Raw genomic sequence first — 17,445 nt, forward strand, 5'->3', positions numbered from 1 at the left:
TGCTCCTCATCAGGCCTGGGGAACCGGGTGCCTGGGAGCGTATTGACGCCACGTCACCACCAGAACAGGTGGGACGGCGCCGTGTGGAAAGTACGTATCACCCCTTATGTGCCTCTGAGACGGGCTCGGGAGGGCCCAGGGACGACGAGACCGTCAGCGGGGCGGACGCTCCCCGCTCCCCCGGGCGACCACCCGGGTCGGTAGCACCACGAGCTCCACGGGCCGCGCCGGGTCCGCCGACCGCGCGACGGCGAGCTCGGCCGCACGCCGCCCCATCTCCACGGCGTCGTAGGCCACGACGGTGATGCCCAGCAGGTCGGCGAGCTCGAAGTCGTCGAAGCCGACGACCGCCACATCGGAGCCGCCCGGCGCTTCCCGCAGCGCCTGGAGCGTCCCGACGGTCACGCGGTTGTTCGCGGCGAGCACCGCGGTGGGCGGCTCCGGGTCCGCGAACAGCTCCACCACCAGGTCGTGGGCGGCCGCGACGGAGTGGGCGCCCGAGCGGTGCAGGCGCTCGGCGTCGGGCACCCCGGCGTCGCGCATGGTCGCGAGGAACTCGGTGCTGCGCTCCTGATAGGTCCACAGGTGCGGCTCGTCGCCCACGAAGGCGATGCGGCGGTGCCCCTGGGCGAGCAGGTGGTCGACGGCGGCCCGCGTGCCGCCGCGGTTGTCGATGACCACGGTGTCGACGTCCATCCCGGCCGCCGGGCGGTCCACCGCCACCACGGTCAGCCCGGCGGCGATCTCGGCCTGCAGCGCCGAGTGGTCGGCGCCGGCGGGCGTCACGATCAGCGCGCCGACGCGCCGCTCGAGCAGCTCGCCGGTCAGCGACCCCTCCCGCGCGGGGTCCTCGTCGGACGACGCGGTGAGCAGCTGCAGCCCGTGCTCCCGCAGCTCCCGCTCGATGCCGCTGGCGAGGGCGGAGTAGAACTGGTTGGCGAGGTCGCCGGTGATGAAGCCGACCAGGCGCGAGAAGCCGCCGCGTGCGAGGTCGGCGGCGACCGCGTTGCGCCGGAAGCCCAGCGAGGTTGCGGCGTCCAGCACCCGCTCACGAGTGGCATCGGCCACGTTGGGCTCGCGATTGAGCACCCGGGACGCCGTCTTCAGGCTCACCCCTGCGGCCTCGGCCACCACTGCCAGTGTCGGACGACGAATCATTCAGGCCTCCCGGCGCTTGCGCAGCAGCATGTCGATGATGATCGCCAGCAGCAGCACGGCGCCGGTCACCATGTAGCGGGCCGCCTGGTCGACGTTCATCAGGGTGAGCCCGTTCGCGATGGACTGGATGACGAGCACCCCGAGCACCGCGGACCACGCGCTGCCCCGCCCGCCGAACAGGCTGGTCCCGCCGATCACCGCCGCGGCGATCGCCACGAGGTAGGTGTCGGCCCCTCCGGTGCCCTGGTTGGCGGCGCCGAGGCGGCCTGCCGCGAGCACGCCACCGAGCGCGGCGAGGGTCGAGCAGGCCACGAAGCACAGCACGACGGTGCGCCGCACGGGCACGCCCGCGAGCATCGCCGCCCGCCGGTCGCCGCCCACCGCGCGCACGGACCGGCCCCACCGCGTGCGGCGCAGCAGCACGTCTGTGACCACCACCAGCAGCGCGAACAGGAGGACCGACCAGCCGATGCCGCGTGCGGTGCCCGCGTACAGGTACGCCACTATCGCGGACAGCACCGCGGCCAGGACGAGGGTGCGGACGGCGATCTGCGGCACGCTCGCGCAGGCGAGGTCCGCGCGCCGCCGTCGGACCCGGGCGGCGACCTGCAGGGCCGCGGAGACGACCACCGTCACGGCGACCAGCGCCCAGGCGACGCCCGAGGGCAGGAACCCCTGCTGCACCGAGCGGACGAACCACGACTCGAACGGCAGGTTGATCGAGCCGAGCGGGCCGAGCACCCGCAGCTGCACCCCGGCGAGGAACAGCAGCCCGGCCAGGGTGAACACGAAGCTGGGCAGCCCGAGCCGCGTCGAGAGCGCGCCGTAGCCCAGCCCGACCACCACCCCGCAGGCCAGGGCGGCGAGGATCGCGACCGCCACCGGCCAGCCCAGCGTCACGGAGCCGACGGCGACGACCGCCGCCGCGAGCCCGCTGAGCGACCCGACCGACAGGTCGATCTGGCCCACGAGGAGCACCAGCACGACGCCGAGCGCGATGACGCCGACGGGGGCGCTCTGCAGCGTGAGGTTGACGAGGTTCTCGGGTGCGAGGAACGCGGGGTTGACGGCGCCGAGGATCAGCCAGATGCCGGCGAGCGCGGCGACTATCGGCAGCAGGCTGTTGCTGCCCCGCATGCGCTGCCAGACGGCGCCGGACAGGCCCGCGCCGGTGACGCTCGGTTGTGCGCTCATCGGCGTGCCGCCCGGTCCGGTCCGGTCTGCTTGGTGCCGATCTGCTTGGTGCCGGGCCGGACGGCGCCCGTCATGGCGGCGAGCAGGTCCTCGTAGGACGCGTCGCCGTCGAACACGTCGTGCACCCGGCCGAGCCGCAGCACGAGGATCCGGTCCGCGACCGCCTGCAGGTCGCCGGCCTGGTGGCTGACCAGGACGACGGCGTGGCCGCGCTCCCGCAGCCGGACGATCAGGTTGAGCACCTCGGCGGTCTGGCGCACACCGAGGGACGCCGTCGGCTCGTCGAGGACGACGACACGCGGCGAGCCGAGCAGCGCCCTGGCCACCGCGAGGACCTGGCGCTGGCCGCCGGACAGCGTGCGCACCGGTTCGCGCAGGGTGGGCACGCTCGCGGCGAGCTGGTCGAGCAGGCGCCAGGCCTCGCGTTCCATGGCCACCTCGTCGAGCAGGGGCCCGCGCCGGGTCTCGTGCCCGAGGAACAGGTTCTCGACGACGTCGAGATCGTCGACGAGCGCGAGCTCCTGGAACACCGCGGCGATGCCGACGGCGCGCGCGGCGGCGGGCGAGCCCAGCACCACGGGGCGCCCGTCGAGCAGCACCTGGCCGGCGTCCGGCCGGTGGGCGCCCGCGAGGACGCCCGCGAGCGTGGACTTGCCCGCGCCGTTGTCGCCGACGACGGCCAGCACCTCGTGCTCGTGCACGTCGGCGTCGACGTCGACCAGCGCGCGGACGCCGCCGAACCGCTTGGACACGCCCCGCAGGGAGAGCACCGGGTCGCTCATGACTCCTCCTGCCCGATCAGGCCCGCACGCTCGCACGCGGCCTCGTACGCGGGCACGCAGATCTGCTCGGTGGAGTAGACCCGCCCGTCGACGATCACGTGCTGGACGTCGGCGGCGGCGACCGCGCGGGGTGCCAGCAGCATGGTCGGCACACCCTTGATGACCACGCTCGCACGGGGGTCCTCGCCGCGCAGCACGCGTACGGCGAGCTCGGCGGCCGTCTGGGCCTGCTGGTCGGTCGCCTTGTAGACGGTCATGTACTGGTCCCCCGCGATGATCCGCTGGACGGCGGCAAGCTCGCCGTCCTGCCCGGTGGTGACGGGCACGGGGTCGAGCCCAGCGGCCTTCGCAGCGGCGATCGCGCCGCCCGCCATGCCGTCGTTGGCGGCGAGGATGCCGTCGACCTGGCCCGGGTACCTGGTCAGCATCGCCTCGGTCCACTCGGTGGCCTTGTCGGGGCTCCAGTCGGGCGTGTAGTGCTCGGCGAGCACGTCGATGTCCTCTCCTTCGAGGGCGCGGCGGGTGCCGGCCGCGATCGCGAGCGCGTTGGGCTCGGTCGCCGAGCCGTGCACCAGCAGTACCCCTGGCCGTCCGTCGTCGGAGCCGTCGTCGGCCCGTGCCTCTGCTCGCTCGCCGACTCGCTCCTTGACCGCACCGACCAGGGCCGAGCCCAGCAGGAAGCCGATGAACTCGTAGTCGTACGACACGTAGTAGTCCGCGCCGTCCACGAACCGATCGTAGGCGATGACCTGCGCTCCGAGCCTCTTGGCCTGCACCACTATGCCGACGGCGGCGACGGTGTCCACGGCGTCGAGCACCAGCACGTCGGCGCCCTGCGCGAGCATCGACTCCGCCTGCTGGAGCTGGGCCGCGGCGTCCTGCCCCGCGTTGGCGTACAGGACGGTGCAGCCGGGGCAGCGGCGGTCGACGACGGACACGAAGGTGGGCCGGTCGGAGGCCTCGTACCGCGCGGTCTGCGCCTCGGGCAGCAGCAGCCCGATGGTCCCCTCGTGCGCGCCCCCCTCACTCCCGGCCGACCCCCCGACCCCGCTGGTGGTACACCCCCCAACCAGAACCCCGACCGCCACCACCCACCCCACCGCCCGTTGAGTGCGTGATATCCGCCCTCTCGAAACGGTTCGACGGGGCAAATACCCCGCACTCAACGGGCGGGAGGGACGGGCGGTCACTGGGCCACTCCTAGGGAGCCGAACATGCGGGCCTGGTCCAGGGCTGCCGCCAGGGCACCGCGGACACCGGCGTCCGCGCCCAGGGTCGAAGGGATGACCTCGACCGGGCCGCGGGACGTCGCGACGATGCGCTGGCCGAGCGCGGTGCGCAGGGGTTCGAGGAGCACGTCCCCGGCCTCGGCGAGGGTGCCGCCGATCACCACGATGTCGGGGTCGACGAGGTTGCACAGGTTGGCCAGCGCGATGCCGAGGTGCCGGCCGGCGTCGAACACGACGCGGCGGCAGCCGGCGTCGCCGGCGAGCGCGCGGGCCACGAGGTCCGCGAGGGTGAGGTGCCCCGCCTCGGGGGGCAGCATCGACAGCAGGCTGGTGGCACCCACCAGCATCTCGAGGCAGCCGCGGTTGCCGCAGCGGCAGACGGGACCGTGCTCGTCGACGGACACATGACCGATCTCGCCGGCCACCCCGGACCTGCCGTGCAGGGCCCGGCCGCCGAGCACCAGCCCACCGCCCACGCCGTGCGAGACCCGGACGTAGGCGACCGAGTCGTACCCCGCTCCGGCGCCGAACCTGGCCTCCGCGATCGCGGCGAGCGTCGAGTCGTTGTCGGCGGTCACGGGGACGTCGAGCTCTGCGCCCAGGATCTCATCGACGTGCACGCCGTCCCAGCCGCGCATCATGCCGACGGTCACCACCTGGCCGGTGCGGATGTCGACGGGCGCGGGCACCCCGACGCCGACCGCGAGGAGCTCGGACGGGTCGGCGTCGACCGCCTCCATCATCTCCCTGACCAGCATCGCGACGCGCTGCAGGCCGGCGTCGGCGCGGTGGTCGGGGGCGAGCGGCATGCGCTGCTCGGCCAGGACCCGCATGGACGCGTCGGAGAGCGCGACGCTGAGCGAGCGCATCCCGAACCGGATGCCGGCGACCACACCGAGGTTGCGGGCGAGGGTCACCTGGAGCGCGCGCCGGCCGTTGCGCGTGGACTGCGCGGTGTGGAGCACACCGGCGGTGGTGAGCTCCTTGACGATGTTGGAGATAGTGGCTGGGGACAGCCCTGTGACGCCGGCCAGCTCGATCTGCGTGAGCGAGCCACGCTGCTGGACGGCGCTCACGATACGGGCTCGGTTGGCCTCACGGAGTGAGGTCTGCGAACCCGGTGTTACCCGATCCGCGCGCACAGCGCCCAGGGTAACCGCCTTCCGGGGCACTATGCGGGGTTTGGATACACGAACTGAACCTTCAGGTCACGATCAGGCCTCGCTTGCGTTCAATTCTTGACACCAACGCGGCCCGGTCGTTCGAATAGGACCCGGGTTCACGGGCGTACAGGCGCGCCCGGCCGGTCGCAGGAACGATGTGGTCCTGGGCGCGAAGTGACTTCACCCTTCGGCGCACACCACGACGTCGTCCGGGTCGGTGCTCCAGCGACCGAGGAAGGTTGAGGGACCCCAGATGCGTTCGAACCGGAGGATTACCGCGACGGTGGCGACAGCCGCTGTTCTCGGTCTCACGCTGGCCGCGTGCGGCGGCGGGAACACGGGTGGCGACAACGGTGGGGAGGGCGGCGGCAGCCAGGTCGAGGTGTTCACCTGGTGGGCGGCCGGCTCCGAGAAGGCAGGCCTCGACGCCCTGGTCGGCGAGTTCGAGAAGCAGCACCCCGACATCGAGTTCGTCAACGGCGCCGTCGCCGGTGGTGCGGGCTCCGCCGCGAAGGACCTGCTCCAGACCCGCCTGCAGGCGGCGGACCCGCCGGACACGTTCCAGGCCCACGCCGGCCTGGAGCTGCAGGACTACATCGACGCCGCGCAGATCGAGGACGTCTCCGACCTCTACGACGAGTTCGGGCTGACGGACGCGTTCCCGGCCGACCTGGTCGACCGGCTCTCGTCGGACGACGGCGCGATCTACTCGATCCCGTCGAACATCCACCGCGCGAACGTCGTCTGGGCCAACCCGACGGTGCTCGAGGAGAACGGGATCGACCCCGCTGCCGAGTACGAGGACCTCGACGCGTGGATCGCCGACCTCGAGACGCTTGACGCCGCAGGCGTCACGGCGCTCTCGGTGGGCACCACCTGGACCCAGGTGCACCTGCTCGAGACGGTGCTGCTCGCCAGCCTGGGCGCCGACGCGTACAGCGGGCTGTGGGACGGCAGCACCGACTGGGAGGGAGCCGAGGTCACCGCGGCGCTCGAGAACTTCGAGACGCTCATGGGCTTCACCAACGACGACCGCGACGGGCTCGACTGGCCGGAGGCCACCCAGCTGGTGATCGACGGCAGCGCGGCGTTCAACGTCATGGGTGACTGGGCGGTCGCGGCGTTCGAGGAGCAGGACAAGGCACTGGGCACGGACTTCACGGCGGCCCCGGTTCCGGGTACCGACGGGACGTTCGACTTCCTCGCCGACTCCTTCACGCTGCCGGTCGGCGCCCCCGACCCCGAGGGCGCGAAGGCGTGGCTGGAGACGGTGGGCTCGCTCGAGGGCCAGGTCGCGTTCAACAAGGCGAAGGGCTCCATCCCCGCCCGCACCGACGCCGACCCCGCGGACTTCTCGGAGTACCAGCAGACCGCCATCGAGTCGTTCGCGAACGACACGATCGTGTCCTCGCTGATGCACGGAGCAGCGACCCCGGTCGCGACGCTCAACGCGATCTCCGACTCGACGAGCAAGTTCACCACCGGTGCGTCCGACCTGGCCGGGTTCCAGTCCGAGCTGGCAGCCGCCGCACAGGGCTGACACCGCCGTGGGCCGCGCGCCGTCGGGACGTCCCGACGGCGCGCGGCTGCGCCCACCATCTCGGCCGCTGTCCCGGCCACCATCTCGCCCATCCATCTGGGGTACCTACATGATCAACAAGCTGCGGCGACTCGGGCCTCCACTCCTCCTGCTCGCCCCGTCCCTGATCCTCATCGGCGTCTTCGTCTACGGGCTGATCGCGGCGAACTTCACGACGTCGCTGACGGACAACCACACCGCGGCGCAGGCCACCGGGCAGGAGCCCACCGCCTTCGTGTGGTTCACGAACTACCTCGACCTGCTGGCCAGCGAGGACTTCCAGCACTCGCTGATGAACCTCGTGCTGTACACGGTCGTGTTCCTGGCCGGGACCATGGTCATGGGCTTCCTGTGGGCGTGGATGCTCGAGAAGCCCGTCAAGGGCGAGGGGCTCTTCCGCTCGGTGTACCTCTTCCCGATGGCGGTCTCGTTCGTCGCCTCGGGTGTGGTGTGGCGCTGGCTGCTCAACTCCAACCAGGACGACAAGGCCTCGGGCCTGAACCGCCTGTTCCAGATCGTCGGTCTCGACGCGCTGCAGAACAACTGGTGGAACAACGTCACGTTCGGCATCATCGCCATCGCCATCCCCGCGATCTGGCAGCTGTCCGGCTACGTGATGGCGCTGTTCCTCGCCGGGTTCCGCGGCATCCCCGAGGAACTGCGCGAGGCCGCGCGGATCGACGGCGCGAGCGAGTGGAAGCTCTACCGGTACGTCCTGTTCCCGCAGCTGTCACCGGTCGCGCTGTCCGCGCTGATCATCATCGGCCACATGTCGCTCAAGGCGTTCGACCTCATCATGTCGATCTCCAAGCCGGCCAACTACCAGACCAAGGTTCCCGCCGTCGACATGTTCGTGTTCAAGTCGAGCTTCGACTACGCGAACGCCGCCGCCGTCGGCTCGATCCTGCTGATCATCGTCGCGCTCGTCATCGTGCCGTACCTGATCCGCACGAACCGCGAGGAGAAGCGATGACCGCCGCGACCAACGTGCTCGCCAGCCCGCGCCCGGCGCCCACCAGGCGCCCGCCGCGCGTCAGCAGGAGCCGCTACTCCCTGGCCCGCACCCTCAAGTACGCGGGGCTCATCTTCTTCCTGGTAGTGGTCCTCATCCCGGTGTACGTGCTGCTGGTGACCAGCTTCAAGGGCACCGGCGACGCCGACCCGAGCCGCGCCTGGGCGCTGCCCCAGCTCTGGACGCTCGACAACTGGGCCACCGCGTGGACCGCGCTGTCCCCCGCGATCATGCGTTCCCTCGCGATAGTGGTGCCGAGCTCGATCATCTCGGCGTTCCTCGGGTCGCTCAACGGGTTCGTGCTGGCCCGGTGGAGCTTCCGCGGCGCGGACCTCGTCTTCACGCTGATCCTGTTCGGGATGTTCATCCCCTACCAGGCGGTGATGATCCCGCTGAACCAGCTGGTCCTGGACATCGGCGTACCCACGGGCGTGCCGACGCTGATCATGCTGCACGTCGTCTACGGCATCCCGATCACCACGCTGATCTTCCGCAACTACTACATGACGGTGCCGCACGAGCTCATCGAGGCCGGACGGGTCGACGGCGCGGGCATGCTGCGCACGTACTGGTCGATAGTCCTGCCGATCTCGATCCCGAGCTTCGTCGTGGTGCTCATCTGGCAGTTCACCTCGGCGTGGAACGACTTCCTGTTCGCGGTGTTCTTCTCGTCGTCCCAGAACGGTCCGGTCACGGTCGCGCTGAACAACCTGGCCAACGGTGCGCTGCTGCAGAACTACGGCGTATCGATGGCGGGCGCGCTGCTCGCGTCGCTGCCCACGCTGCTGGTCTACATCGTGCTGGGCAAGTACTTCGTGGGCGGCCTGATGTCGGGTTCGGTCAAGGGCTGAGGTCCAGGGCGGGCCGGGTCGGCGGCCGCGGCGTCCTACCCTGGGATCCATGACAGCGGAAGCCGGCAGCGGCGTCGATGCCAGCAGCGCCGATCCGAGCGCCGGGTTCGATGCCGTCGGCATCGACGACGACACCCGGCTCGTCTACCGCTACGTGCTCGCCCAGGGCACGGTGCGGGTGGACGACGTCGTCCGCGACGTCCCCCTGGAGGGGACCGACGCCGCCGGCATGCTGGCCCGGCTGCGGACCGCAGGGCTCATCAACCGCACGAGCGGCGGCGAGGGCGAGTACACCGCCGTCGACCCACGGATCGCCCTGCGCGCCCTGACGGAGCGCACGGCGACTCACCTCGACCGCGTCCGGGCGGCGATCCCCGACCTGGCCGACCTGTTCGAGCAGACGGCCGACGCCGGCGCGTCCGGCGCCGGTGTGCACGTGATCGACGACCCCGCGCTGATCGGCGCCTGGTACACCCGCCTGGAGCACGAGGTGACCGGCGAGTTCATGGCGTTCGACCGGCCGCCCTACGTGCTGGCGGGCGAGAACCCCGTCGAACCGCTCGTCCTGGAGCGCGGCGTGCTGTGGCGCGCGGTGTACGCGGCAGAGGTGCTCGAACGGCCGGGCGCCTGGGCCGAGATGCGCTACGCCGCGAGCAAGGGCGAGCGGGCCCGCATCGCGCGGACCCTGCCGACCAAGCTCGCCATCGCCGACCGGCGGACGGCGCTCGTCAGCTCCACCCTCGACGCGCACCGGCCGACGGCGATCGTCGTCGAGGGCGGGCCCCTCGTCGACCTGCTCTGCGCCGCCTTCGAGGCCGTGTGGGCGGACTCGACAGAGGTCCCGGCGACCGACAGCCTGGAGGGCGCCACTCCCCCGGACCGCGGCCCGGGCAAGGACGACCGGGCGCTGCTCGCCCTGCTCGGCTCGGGCGCGAAGGACGAGACGATCGCGCGCGAGCTCGGGCTGTCCGAACGGACGCTGCGCCGGCGCAGCGCGGACCTGCTGCGCCGCCTCGGCGCGGCCAACCGCTTCCAGGCCGGGGCGCAGGCGGTCCGCCGCGGCTGGATCTGATCCCGACCCCGGATCGCCCTCTCCGCGTGACAGCCGTGTAAACACTTGTGGCCGGTAGCGGCCAGTGGCCGGAGCCGGCCATTACCGCCATTGCCGAGCCGGTACGACGGCGGCTAGACAACCCCTATGCAACCTCCGTCCTCCGGCCGCCGCTGGGGTGCTCTCGTCACGGGTACCCTCGTCGCTGCCTGCGTGATCCTGCCGCCGGGTGCCGCCGTCGCCGCCCCGAAGCCCATCCCCCAGAGCGACCCGGTCCGGGTGATCATCGAGCTCGACGCGCCGAGCGCCGCCGAGGTGGTCGGTGCCGAGAAGGTCGCCGCCGCGCGTACCGGCACGGGCTCGGCCAGGGCGCGCAGCGCCTTCGCCGCCGAGTACCGGGCCGCCGTCGAGAGAGTCGAGGACGCCCAGGGCGGCGTCACGTCGTGGGCCGTCCGTAACGACGTCGTGCTCGACGACCCGCGGTCGGTCACCGGGGTGCTCGACGCGATGGCCGCCACGGTCGACCCCGCGGACCTGTCCGAGCTGCGGGCCGCCCCCGGCGTCGCCCGTGTCACCGAGGACGCGCCCGTCCGCCTCCTCGGCGAGGCCAACATCCCCGCCACGGGCGCGCCGCAGGTCTGGGAGCGCAGCGACGCCGACGGCACCCCCGTCAAGGGTGAGGGCCGTACCGTGGCGATCATCGACACGGGCATCGACTACACGCTGCCCGACCTCGGGGCCGGGTTCGGCCCGGGCCACCGGGTGGTGGGCGGGTACGACTTCGTCAACGACGACGCCGACCCGATGGACGACCACATGCACGGCACCCACGTGGCCGGCATCGTCGGCGCCGGCGGGGACAACCTCTCCGGTATGGCGCCCGACGTCACGCTCACCGCGTGGAAGGCCATGGACGCGAACGGCGGCGGCACCACCGAGAACCTGCTGCTCGCCCTGGACGCCGCGATCGACCCGCTGGGCGAGGCTCCGGCCGACGTCGTGAACATGAGCCTCGGCACGCCCGGTGACGGCACCGACCCGCTGGGCCGGGCGTCCACCGCGGCCGTCCGGCAGGGTGTCGTGGTCGTGGCCGCGGCGGGCAACTCCGGGCCCTACGGCCAGAGCGTCAGCTCGCCGGCCGCCGCCGAGGGCGTCATCGCCGTCGGCGCGAGCGTGACCGGCGTCGCCGACCCGACCCTCACGCTCGACCCGGCCCGGCGGGGCGGCGAGCGCCGGCCCCTGGACGTGACCCGGTTCCCGCTGTCGGCGAACCCGCCCGCCGGGGGCCTCAAGGCCCGGCTGGTCGACGTCGGCGACGGCTTCGAGGAGGAGGACTACGAGCAGGCGGGCGACGTGCGCGGCGCGATAGTCGTCATGCAGAGCATGACCACGACCTCGCTGGGCCAGGTCCAGGGACCGCACCTGCTCCAGGCGCAGCTCGCCGAGCAGCACGGCGCCGTGGGCGCGCTGCTGTACACGCCGAGCCCGACCGACCCGGCGGGCGACGACGGTGCCGGTCCCCAGGGCTCGGCCGACATCCTGGCGGAAGGCGGCTTCGACCTGCGCCGCGAGCGCCTGGTCATGATGAACATCAGCTCGGCCCAGTACCAGACGTTCAAGAAGGAGGTGCTGGCCGGCACGGCACGCGGCACGATCGGCTCCGTCGACCGGACCGACACGATCACGGGCTTCAGCTCGCGCGGCCCGAGCGACGCGATGACACTCAAGCCCGAGATCGTGGCGCCGGGCTTCGAGATCATGTCCGACATCCCCGCCGAGTTCGGCGTGGACGGCGACCAGTACCGGATGTCCGGCACCTCGATGGCCGCGCCGCACGTCGCGGGGGCCGCCGCGCTCCTGGCGCAGGCGCGTCCTGAGCAGTCCGGGGAGCAGCTGCGTGCGTCCCTCGTCGGCAGCGCGCGGGGGCTCCGGTCCGACGACGCCGACGTGTCGCCGTCGGCCCAGGGCGCCGGCACGCTGGACGTGGCCGCCGCCGTCGACCAGCGGGTCACGGCCTCCCCCGACGCCGTCTCGCTGGGGCTGGCCGACATGGGTGCCGACCCGGCGCGTACGAGCACCCTCGTGCTGCGCAACTCCGGCACGAAGCCGGTGACCGTCAAGCTGGCGGCGAAGCCCGCCGCGACGAGCACCGGCCGGGCCGAGCTCTCGGCGCGCCAGGTCAGGATCCCGGCCGGCCGCAGTGCCTCGGTCGACCTCACCGTCACGCCGGACACCGCGTCCCCGGAGGCCGGCAGCGTCGACACGGAGACCTCCGGCGTCGTCGTCGGCAAGGTCACGGACGGCAGCACCGTCCGCGTGCCGTACGCGGCGTACGTGCGCCCGCTGCAGGTCCAGGCCTCGCCGTCGCTGGCTACCGGGAGCACCGAGGTGTTCGTCCACGCGCCGATGACGCCCGAGGCGCCGCCGACCGTGCGGGCCACCGCGCCGTCGGGCGACGTGTACGCCGCGGCGCTGACCGCCGTCGGCTCCAGCCCCGGCTGGTTCCGCGGCACGGTGCCGCTCGACGAGCCGGGCACCTACCGGCTCGACGCCCGGGCGACGGTCGCCGGCCGCACCCTGACCGGTTCGGGAGGCGTGCAGTCCGAGGGCGCCGACCAGCCGGGCGGGTGGGAGCAGGTGGGCCTCTCGGGCGCGGCCCGTGAGCTGGCCACGTCACCGACGTCGCCGGGCACGGGCCTGGCGATGACGTCGACCGGCGTGCACCCGTTCGTCACCACCGACCACGGCGCCACGTGGCAGCGGGTGCGCAGCATGCCCGTCGCCGACGGCTGGGGCATCCCCGTGGCCGACACGGCGAAGCCCGGCGGGTTCTACGTCGCACTCAACGGGGCGTCCGGCAGGGTCGTCCTCGACCCGAGCTATCAGGGCCGCGTAGTGCACACGCCGGACGCCGGGGCCACCTGGACGGTCCTGCCGTTCCCGGACGTCGCGATCCGTGAGCTCGTCGCCGACGGCGACGCGCTCGCCGCGGTCACGGACGAGGGCCTCTACCTCAGCCAGGACGGCGGGCAGCGCTGGCGCCACGTCGCCGCCACCTGGGGCAGCCTGGTCTACAACGCGGCCTTCGCGGGCGACGACCTGCTGATCGCCACCTACGAGGGCGTCTACCGGATCGCCGACGTCCTCGCCGGCGGCAGCGAGGTCACGCAGCCCTACGTCACCACCGACTACGTCGACCGGCCCCAGGGCGTGGTGGCCGAGGGTTCCACCGCGGTGCTGGTCCGCGGCGACGGCGTCTCGCTGACCTCGACCGACTCCGGGACCACCTGGACGGAGGGCGCCGATTCCGGTCAGTCGTACGTCACCGTGACCACGCTGACCGACGGCACCGTGTACGCGTCGGGCCTGTCGTCCTACAGCACGAGCTCCGACAAGGGCGCGACGTGGCAGACCCACCCGCTGCCCGTCCACGGCCCGCTCGCCTCCGACGTCGACCACTGGCCCGGGGCTCCCGCCGGCCAGGTGATCATGGCGATGGAGGGCGCCGGGTACTACACGACCGACGACGGCGAGGAGTGGACCAAGGCGGGGGTGTCCGGCAGCGACATCTCCGGCGTGCACGCCGGGTTCGACGGCGACGGCGAGCCCGTGCTCCGGGCGGTCGACTTCGAGGGCCTGCACCAGCAGCCGCTGGCCGAGCTGGACCCGGGCGCGCAGGACTGGGGCTCGATCGGCGCCGAGGGCATCGTCGGGCGTCAGCTCACGCACGTGACCCAGTCCCCGCTCGGCGACCGCGACGTCTGGGCGGTCGGCACCAACGCGTTCGGCGGCGGCCGCATCCTCACCGCGAGCGCCGGTGAGTCCGACGCCGACCTCGCGCAGGTCGGCCCGACCGGGGGCTTCAGCCCGACGGCGCTGGCGGTGTCCCCGCACGACGAGGAGACCGTCGCGGTGGGCTACACGTCGATGGTCGACTCGGGCCTCATGGTGTCGCGCGACGGGTTCGAGACGTGGACCAGCTACGACCACGGCCTGCTGATCCAGCAGGTGGTGGCCGACCCGGTGGACGACGAGCGGCTGTGGCTGGCGACGTCGTCCGGCCTGTACCGCTCGGACGACCTGGGCAGGACGCTCACCCGGCTGACGCAGGACGAGGCCCGGTCGGTCTGGGTCGACCCCGCCGACACGGACCACGTGGTGGTCGGCGAGCTGCCGGGCATCCGGGTGAGCTCGGACGGCGGCGAGTCGTTCCGGACCGCGGAGGTGCCGAACGCGTCCGCCGCGGTGGACTCGTTCGTGGCCGTCGAGGTGCCGGACGGGCCGGCCGCCGGGACGGAGCTCCTGGTCGCGGGGGCCGCGCGGTGGCGGCCGTACGGGCTGGCGGCCAACGGCGCCGGGGTGCTCGTGTCGGCCGACGGCGGCGCCACGTGGGCCGCGGCGTCGAACGGTCTGACGGCGATGTCCGTGCGCTCCCTGGCCGTGAGCCCGGACGGCGCGTGGGTCTACGCGGGCGCCTCCGAGGGCGGGGTGCACCGCACGGCGGTCAGCGCGCTCGTGCCGGACGACCTGCTGCCCGCGGCGACCAGCACCGGGATCGAGGCGCCCGGCTCGGTGCGGCCGCTGGAGCCGTTCCGGGTGCAGGTGGAGGTCTCCGCGCAGGACGTGACGCCGTCGGGACGGGTGACCGTGACGGTCGGCCGCGAGGGTGACCGTCACCCGTACGAGCGGACGGTGCGGCTGCGCAACGGCCGCGCCGAGGTGCTCGTGCCCCCGCTGCTGCGGCCGGGCGCGTACACGGTGACGGCGCGGTACGCGGGCACGGACGACCTGGCGGCGTCCGAGGCGAGCGCCGACCTGGAGGTGCGCCGCCGCTGACCCGCTGCCGAGGTAGGACCCTGGGGAGGGTTCTACCTCGGCAGGGCGGGCGCGGGCGGGTGCGGGCCTCCGGTGGCATCGTGGGGCACATGACGGATCCAGTGGTGCCCGCAGGTGTCGATGCCGTTCTCGCGCCGCTGGGCGGGCTGCGGCAGGAGCTGTACGACACCTATGTCGACCTGCACCAGCACCCCGAGCTGTCCTTCGAGGAGCACCGGACCGCGGCCGTCGCCGCCGAGCGGCTCGCTGCCCTCGGGTACGTGGTGCACTCCGGCCTGGGCGGGACCGGCGTCGCGGGCGTCCTGAGCAACGGTGACGGACCGTGCGTGCTGCTGCGAGCCGACATGGACGCCCTGCCCGTGACGGAGGACACCGGGCTGCCGTACGCCAGCACCGTGCGCGCCACCACCGCGGACGGGGTCGAGTCGGGCGTGATGCACGCGTGCGGGCACGACGTGCACGTCACCGCCCTGCTGGGTGCGGCCGACCTGCTGGCCCGGGGCCGGTCGGCCTGGTCGGGAACGTTGGTGGTCGTCTTCCAGCCCGCGGAGGAGCTGGGCCGCGGCGCCCGCGCCATGATCGACGACGGCCTGTACGACCTGGTGCCCCGCCCCGACATCGTGCTGGGGCAGCACGTCGCGCCCGTCTCGGCGGGCCTGCTCGGCGTCCACGCCGGTCCGGCGTTCGCCGGCACCGATGTCGTCAACGTCCGGCTCGTCGGCAGGGGCGGCCACGGGTCGCGGCCGGAGGCGACCGTCGACCCGGTGGTCATGGCCGCGTCGGCGGTGCTGCGGCTGCAGACCATCGTCTCGCGCGAGGTCGCGGCGGGCGACGCCGCCGTCGTCACCGTGGGAACACTGCACGCCGGGACGAAGGAGAACATCATTCCCGACGACGCCTACCTCGGCGTGAACGTCCGCTCCTACGACGAGGCGGTGCGGGCCCGGGTCCTGGCCGCCATCGAGCGCATGGTGCGGGGCGAGGCGGCCGCGGCGGGCGCACCGGAGCCACCGACGATCACCACCGGCGACTCGTTCCCGCCCGTGGTCAACGACCCGGTCGAGACCGAGCGCACACGAGGCGTCCTCGCCGCCCGCTTCGGCGCCGAGCGCGTCATCGACCCGGGCCCGGTCGCGGGCAGCGAGGACGTCGGCCTGCTCGCCACCGCGGTCGGCGTGCCGATCGTGTACTGGCTGCTGGGCGGCTGGGACCCGGCCGCCTATCGGGCAGCGTTCGCCGCGGGCACGACGGACCGCGACATCCCCTCCAACCACTCCCCGCGGTTCGCGCCGGTGCCCCACCCGACGCTGGAGACGGGCGTCGAGGCGCTCGTGGTCGCGGCCCTGGACCGCCTGGCGGCGCCGGTCGCCGGCTGAGCGCCCCAGCCGCGGTGAGGCGAGCGGACTTCCCGACGGCGCCCTGTCGTGGTTGGCTTCCGCTCGTGGAAATCATCGTGACCAGCGTGGTCGCCGTCCTCGGCACGCTGCTCGGTTCGCTGGCGACGCACTACTTCCAACGCCGGAACCGGGCCGACGCCGAACGCTTCGAGCGCAACGAGCGCCTGCGCCAGGAGCGGGTCAGCGCGTACACCACGTACGGCGGCGCGCTCGTCAGCCTGCGCCGGGCGCAGATCGACCGCTGGTACGCGGTGCACGAGGACCGCTACAACGCCGACCCCGAGGAGTTCCGCTACGAGACCTACCGGCTGCGGACGAGCGCGCTCGAGGCGATGTTCCGGGTCCAGCTCGTCACGGAGTCCCGGCAGCTGATCGACCTCGCACAGCAGGCGATCGACAGTGTCGACCGCGTCAAGCTGCGCACCCCGGCAGAGGAGTTCAAGGACGCCCGCGACGCGTCCAGGCAGCACATCTTCGACTTCGTCGAGGCGGCGCGCAAGCACGTCGACGTCGCGTAGGACGCGCGGGCGTCAGGCAGGTTCCCGCGGTCCGACGGCGGCCATCGCCCGGTCGACAAGCACCGCCATCGTCTGCGTGGCGCCGCCGGCGAGCCACGCGTGCTCCGCGGCCAGGACGCAGCCCAGCGCGGCCGCGACGACGGCGCGCGGCGTCGGGTCGTCGGCGGCCCACGGCGTGCCCGCCTCGTCGGCGCGCTCGCGCACGACCAGCTCCGCAGCGCTCTCGACCCGCTCGATCTTCTCCAGGTACCGCGCGCGCAGGCCCGGCGTCTCGAGGATGATGCGCTGCATCGGCGCCGCGAGACCGCTGGACCCGGCGTGGTCGAGGTGCGCGATCATCCCGTCGAACGAGTGCCGCAGTGCGGTCCAGACCGGTTCGTCCGCCGGTCGTTCGCGCAGCGCCGCGAGCACCTCGTCGCCCACCACGTCGAGCTTTCCGAGCACCACGTCCTCGCGCGTCGAGAAGTACCGGTAGAGGGTGCGGCGCGACATCCCGGCGGCCTCGGCGATGTGCCCGATCGTCGTCGCCTCGTAGCCGCGCTCGACGAACAGCCGCTCGGCGGCCTCCGTGATCTCCTTCTGGATCGCGCGGCGGGTGCGTTCCCGGAGGCCGGTACGTGCCTGGTCGGTGTGCGCCTGGTCCATGCTGCGCGAGGTTACACGATGCGCCGCTGT

At 73.0% G+C, this 17,445-nt stretch carries 13 protein-coding genes; 7 read left to right on the forward strand and 6 right to left on the reverse strand.

Annotation, left to right across the window (positions count from 1 at the left end; translation table 11 throughout):
- Window positions 1–153: 153 nt before the first annotated feature.
- The 5 genes from ACQEVI_RS26535 to ACQEVI_RS26555 form a co-directional block, all read right to left on the reverse strand.
- Window positions 154–1,158 (reverse strand): LacI family DNA-binding transcriptional regulator, encoded by a 1,005-nt coding sequence (locus tag ACQEVI_RS26535; protein WP_432905218.1) that lies wholly within the window; start codon window positions 1,156–1,158, stop codon window positions 154–156.
- On the reverse strand, window positions 1,159–2,352 hold the full coding sequence (locus ACQEVI_RS26540; protein ID WP_432905221.1) for a sugar ABC transporter permease: 1,194 nt from the start codon (window positions 2,350–2,352) through the stop codon (window positions 1,159–1,161). It lies immediately after the preceding gene.
- A complete protein-coding gene (locus ACQEVI_RS26545) occupies window positions 2,349–3,134 on the reverse strand; it encodes an ATP-binding cassette domain-containing protein (protein ID WP_432905223.1) in 786 nt (261 codons plus the stop codon). Before ACQEVI_RS26545 ends, ACQEVI_RS26540 begins: the two co-directional genes overlap by 4 nt.
- On the reverse strand, window positions 3,131–4,222 hold the full coding sequence (locus tag ACQEVI_RS26550; protein WP_432905226.1) for a substrate-binding domain-containing protein: 1,092 nt from the start codon (window positions 4,220–4,222) through the stop codon (window positions 3,131–3,133). Before ACQEVI_RS26550 ends, ACQEVI_RS26545 begins: the two co-directional genes overlap by 4 nt.
- Before the next feature lie 98 nt (window positions 4,223–4,320).
- Window positions 4,321–5,439 carry an ROK family transcriptional regulator gene (locus ACQEVI_RS26555; RefSeq protein ID WP_432905229.1) on the reverse strand — a complete coding sequence of 373 codons (1,119 nt, stop codon included), beginning with the start codon at window positions 5,437–5,439 and terminating at the stop codon, window positions 4,321–4,323.
- Window positions 5,440–5,779: 340 nt separating this feature from the next.
- Between ACQEVI_RS26555 and ACQEVI_RS26560 the strand changes: the two genes are divergently transcribed.
- From ACQEVI_RS26560 to ACQEVI_RS26590, 7 genes are all read left to right on the forward strand, one after another.
- Complete coding sequence (locus ACQEVI_RS26560) at window positions 5,780–7,066, forward strand: ABC transporter substrate-binding protein (protein ID WP_432905232.1); 1,287 nt, start codon at window positions 5,780–5,782, stop codon at window positions 7,064–7,066.
- A gap of 109 nt (window positions 7,067–7,175) precedes the next feature.
- Window positions 7,176–8,078, forward strand: a complete 903-nt coding sequence (locus tag ACQEVI_RS26565) for a carbohydrate ABC transporter permease (protein ID WP_432905235.1) — start codon at window positions 7,176–7,178, stop codon at window positions 8,076–8,078.
- Window positions 8,075–8,968, forward strand: coding sequence for a carbohydrate ABC transporter permease (locus ACQEVI_RS26570; protein ID WP_432905238.1), 894 nt, complete (start codon window positions 8,075–8,077; stop codon window positions 8,966–8,968). Before ACQEVI_RS26565 ends, ACQEVI_RS26570 begins: the two co-directional genes overlap by 4 nt.
- 49 nt (window positions 8,969–9,017) lie before the next feature.
- Window positions 9,018–10,040 (forward strand): helix-turn-helix transcriptional regulator, encoded by a 1,023-nt coding sequence (locus ACQEVI_RS26575; RefSeq protein ID WP_432905241.1) that lies wholly within the window; start codon window positions 9,018–9,020, stop codon window positions 10,038–10,040.
- Window positions 10,041–10,166: 126 nt separating this feature from the next.
- On the forward strand, window positions 10,167–14,855 hold the full coding sequence (locus tag ACQEVI_RS26580) for a S8 family serine peptidase (RefSeq protein WP_432905244.1): 4,689 nt from the start codon (window positions 10,167–10,169) through the stop codon (window positions 14,853–14,855).
- An 89-nt stretch (window positions 14,856–14,944) separates the two neighbouring features.
- Complete coding sequence (locus tag ACQEVI_RS26585; protein WP_432905247.1) at window positions 14,945–16,231, forward strand: amidohydrolase; 1,287 nt, start codon at window positions 14,945–14,947, stop codon at window positions 16,229–16,231.
- Window positions 16,232–16,296: 65 nt separating this feature from the next.
- Entirely contained in the window at window positions 16,297–16,770 is a 474-nt protein-coding gene (locus ACQEVI_RS26590) for a hypothetical protein (RefSeq protein WP_432905250.1), read from the forward strand.
- Window positions 16,771–16,782: 12 nt separating this feature from the next.
- On the opposite strand, the gene ACQEVI_RS26595 is transcribed toward ACQEVI_RS26590, so the two are convergent.
- The gene (locus tag ACQEVI_RS26595) at window positions 16,783–17,415 is read right to left on the reverse strand and encodes a TetR family transcriptional regulator (RefSeq protein ID WP_432905252.1); all 633 of its coding nucleotides are present in this window, start codon (window positions 17,413–17,415) and stop codon (window positions 16,783–16,785) included.
- Between the last annotated feature and the right edge of the window lie 30 nt (window positions 17,416–17,445).

This window comes from Promicromonospora sp. CA-289599, from assembly GCF_050936155.1.
Taxonomy (GTDB): Bacteria; Actinomycetota; Actinomycetes; order Actinomycetales; family Cellulomonadaceae; genus Promicromonospora.

Excerpts from the sequence above, each read along its gene's own strand:
- ACQEVI_RS26570 (WP_432905238.1), top strand. The coding sequence starts at position 8,075 with ATGACCGCCGCGACCAACGTGCTCGCCAGCCCGCGCCCGGCGCCCACC.
- ACQEVI_RS26585 (WP_432905247.1), top strand. The coding sequence starts at position 14,945 with ATGACGGATCCAGTGGTGCCCGCAGGTGTCGATGCCGTTCTCGCGCCG.
- ACQEVI_RS26535 (WP_432905218.1), bottom strand. The coding sequence starts at position 1,158 with ATGATTCGTCGTCCGACACTGGCAGTGGTGGCCGAGGCCGCAGGGGTG.
- ACQEVI_RS26565 (WP_432905235.1), top strand. The coding sequence starts at position 7,176 with ATGATCAACAAGCTGCGGCGACTCGGGCCTCCACTCCTCCTGCTCGCC.
- ACQEVI_RS26575 (WP_432905241.1), top strand. The coding sequence starts at position 9,018 with ATGACAGCGGAAGCCGGCAGCGGCGTCGATGCCAGCAGCGCCGATCCG.
- ACQEVI_RS26545 (WP_432905223.1), bottom strand. The coding sequence starts at position 3,134 with ATGAGCGACCCGGTGCTCTCCCTGCGGGGCGTGTCCAAGCGGTTCGGC.
- ACQEVI_RS26595 (WP_432905252.1), bottom strand. The coding sequence starts at position 17,415 with ATGGACCAGGCGCACACCGACCAGGCACGTACCGGCCTCCGGGAACGC.
- ACQEVI_RS26560 (WP_432905232.1), top strand. The coding sequence starts at position 5,780 with ATGCGTTCGAACCGGAGGATTACCGCGACGGTGGCGACAGCCGCTGTT.
- ACQEVI_RS26540 (WP_432905221.1), bottom strand. The coding sequence starts at position 2,352 with ATGAGCGCACAACCGAGCGTCACCGGCGCGGGCCTGTCCGGCGCCGTC.
- ACQEVI_RS26580 (WP_432905244.1), top strand. The coding sequence starts at position 10,167 with ATGCAACCTCCGTCCTCCGGCCGCCGCTGGGGTGCTCTCGTCACGGGT.